The following is a 2,874-nucleotide window of genomic DNA, read 5'->3' on the forward strand; positions in this document are numbered from 1 at the left end:
TCAGTTGTGTATAAGAGACAGGCACCGCGACGGGAGCCGGAGCCTGGGGCGCCGGCGGCTCCGGAAGTGGGGCGGGCGCGGGAACCGCGGCCGGGGCAGGCTCGGGAACCGCAGCCGGGGCGGGCCCGGGAACCGCAGCCGGGGCAGGCCCGGGAGCCACCGGGGCCGCCGGTGCCGGCTGGGCGGGGGCGACGACATTGTGGCCGGGAACGGGCCGCACACCGGACGTGGGCCGGATGGCGATCGCCAGCGAAACGACAAGCGCCGCCACGCCCACGATGAAGATGCCCGCCAGGGCGCTTCCCACCAGGCCGAACGATCTGCGCTCGCCGACGTCGACGAAACCCGTCGCCGGGGCGTGCTCGCCGGTGTAGGTGTCGGCGAAGTCCTCGGGAACGGCGCTGTAGGCCAGGTCCTCTTGGGCTTTCGTGCCGGGGAAGTCGAAATAGCCCGGGGCGACCGCGAGCGGCTCGATGGCTCCGGTGCCGGGATCCTGAGCGTAGGCACGCGCCGCGGTGGACGAGACAAACAGCGGCGCGCTCGCCGACGCCAGCGCGGCTCCGCGGGCCAGTGCCGTGTGCGGCTCCTCGGGCGCCGTCAGCGGAAGGGTGGTCGCCGCCTCCAGCGCCGGCTTGATCAACGGGATGTCGATGCCGGAGCCGACGACGAACACCGCGTCCGGGCGCGCCGCCAACCCCTCGGCGGTCGAGACCATTGTGGCGAGCTTTGCCACCGCGGCCTCGTCGTCGTCCGGGAGGGCCTCGCGATGGACTTCGGCGATCGATCCGTCGGCGCTGTCGACGACCGCCAGGGTTGCGGTGTCGGGCTCGATGTAGAGCAGCGCCGTCTGGGCGTAGTTGGTTTGGTTGCCAACCGCTTGGGCCAGCGCGGCCGCGGCCAGGAACGCCGAGACCAACATCACATTCTCGACCTTGTGCGCGGCGAGCGCATCGCGCAGGGCCGCAGCGTCGACGGGGTCGGTGAAGGTGACTCCGGTCGACGCCAATTGGTAGCCGCCCTCGGCGGCGCCCTCGCGGGTGCCGAGGATCGCGGACACCACTTGGTCGGCGGCGCTCACTGTGGCCGCGTCGTCGTCAGCGGAAACGTCGAAGTTGTCTTCGTCGACGGTGGCGCCATCCCCGTTTTCGCCCTCGACCAGCACCATCCTGACTGCCGTCGGCGCCATCGACACACCAAGTACGGTGTCCAAAGCTCCTCCATGGTCGTATCGCTAGCCATCACGTCCAGGGACTTCGTCGTCGCACACTCCACCGGCGGCGCTACGCCGCGAATTCCCCCTGGGTTCCCTAATCGCCCGATTTTACGCGTGTTCGACGCATCGGGCGCCTCGACCGAGGCTACCCGCTACGGGCCCGGAATGCCGTGCCCGAGGTGGCGGTGCAGCCAGTCGTCCACGCGGTCCCTGGGCCGCGGATCCGGTGGCGGGGAGTCCCTGGGGGGTGCCGCCGTTTCCGGGCCGGGGCCCGCCGAGGGCGGCGGCGCGGGCGCCGGTGCGACGACGGACTTGCCGACGTCCGGCCGCTGTTCCACGTGCGGGCGGATGCCGAAGGCCAGCGCGAGCGTCAGCGCGACCGCTCCGCCGACGAAGACGACCACAGCGGCGGCGATCGCCACCAGCGCCTTGCGGCTGCGCCGCCCACCGGCCTCGGATTCGGCGGCGGTGCCGGCGTCGTCGTCCGCGACGTCGCTGTAGGCGAGCCCGGCCAAGCCGGACCCGCCGGGATCCGCGTCGGGCAGCGCTGCGGTGGACGGGGCTCCCAAGTGAGCGTTCGCCGACGCCAGCGCCGCCCCACGCGCCAACGCCATATCCGGTTCCTCGGGTGCCGTGACCGACAGCGACGTCGCCGCCTCCAGCGTCGGCTTGATCGACGGGATGTCCACGCCAGAACCGACCAGGAACACGCCGTCCGGGCGGGCTTTCATCGATTCCGCACCCGAAACCATCGCGGTCAGCTGCGCCAGCGCCGCATCGTCGCCGTCGGGCAGGGGCCGCCGGCGCACATCGACGATCGACCCCGCGGAGCTGTCGACGACGGCCAGCGTCGCGTTGGCCGGCTCGACGAACAGCAGGGCGGTGCGCGCGCAATTCGTCGCGCTGCCGACCGCCTGAGCCAGCGCCGCCGCGGCCATGAACGCCGAGACCAACATGACGTTCTCAATCTTGTGTGCTGCCAACGCATCACGCAGCGCGGCGGCCTCGGCCCGATCGGTGAAGGCCACACCGCTGGACACCAGCTGGTTGCCGCCTTCGACGGCGCTTTCCCGGGTCCCGAGGATCGCGGCGATCACTCGTTCCGCGTCGACCGCCGCACCGCCGGTGACGGCGAAGTCGTCCTGATCGACGGTCACTCCGCCGGCGCCTATACCTTCGACGAGCACCATGCGGACTGTCTCCGGCGCCATAGAAACGCCAAGTACAATGTCCACCGTTATCTCCAAGTCCCCCAACGGATTTGCTGCCTTGCACGGCGCGTTTCAGGGCTTGCCAATCACCGGTGCGATCGAGCCCCAGTCCGCCACCATAGCTCGACGCGGCAGATTCGCCGCACTGACGCGCGCGGCTACCTGTGCCCGAAACCGCCGAATCCGTGGCCACCGCCGAAGCCCCCGAAGCCATGCCCACCGCCGAATCCATGGCCGCCGAAGGGTCCGAAGCCGTGACCACCGCCGAATGGCCCGTGGCCCCCACCGAAGGGCCCACCGCCGAATGGCCCGCGGGGTGCCGGGGGTCCGATGATCGGCACGCGCGGAACGGGCACAAGCACGGGCGCCGGGATCGGCGGTACAACTCGGAAACGCACCGCGACGGGTACTCAGCAACCCGGCGGCTACGCGAGTAGTCTAAGGCAGATA

The 2,874-nt window shown here is 71.2% G+C and carries 3 protein-coding genes; 1 reads left to right on the forward strand and 2 read right to left on the reverse strand.

Annotation, left to right across the window (positions count from 1 at the left end; genetic code table 11):
- On the reverse strand, positions 1 to 1,165 hold a 1,165-nt coding region (locus A5744_RS06895), incomplete at its 3' end, for a hypothetical protein (protein ID WP_170874440.1).
- 200 nt (positions 1,166 to 1,365) lie between these two features.
- A complete protein-coding gene (locus A5744_RS06900; protein WP_076059565.1) occupies positions 1,366 to 2,448 on the reverse strand; it encodes a hypothetical protein in 1,083 nt (360 codons plus the stop codon).
- Between the two features lie 140 nt (positions 2,449 to 2,588).
- Between A5744_RS06900 and A5744_RS25205 the strand changes: the two genes are divergently transcribed.
- Entirely contained in the window at positions 2,589 to 2,861 is a 273-nt protein-coding gene (locus A5744_RS25205) for a hypothetical protein (protein ID WP_076059567.1), read from the forward strand.
- The last annotated feature ends 13 nt before the right edge of the window (positions 2,862 to 2,874 follow it).

The organism is Mycobacterium sp. IS-1264 (assembly GCF_001954195.1).
Lineage (GTDB): Bacteria > Actinomycetota > Actinomycetes > Mycobacteriales > Mycobacteriaceae > Mycobacterium.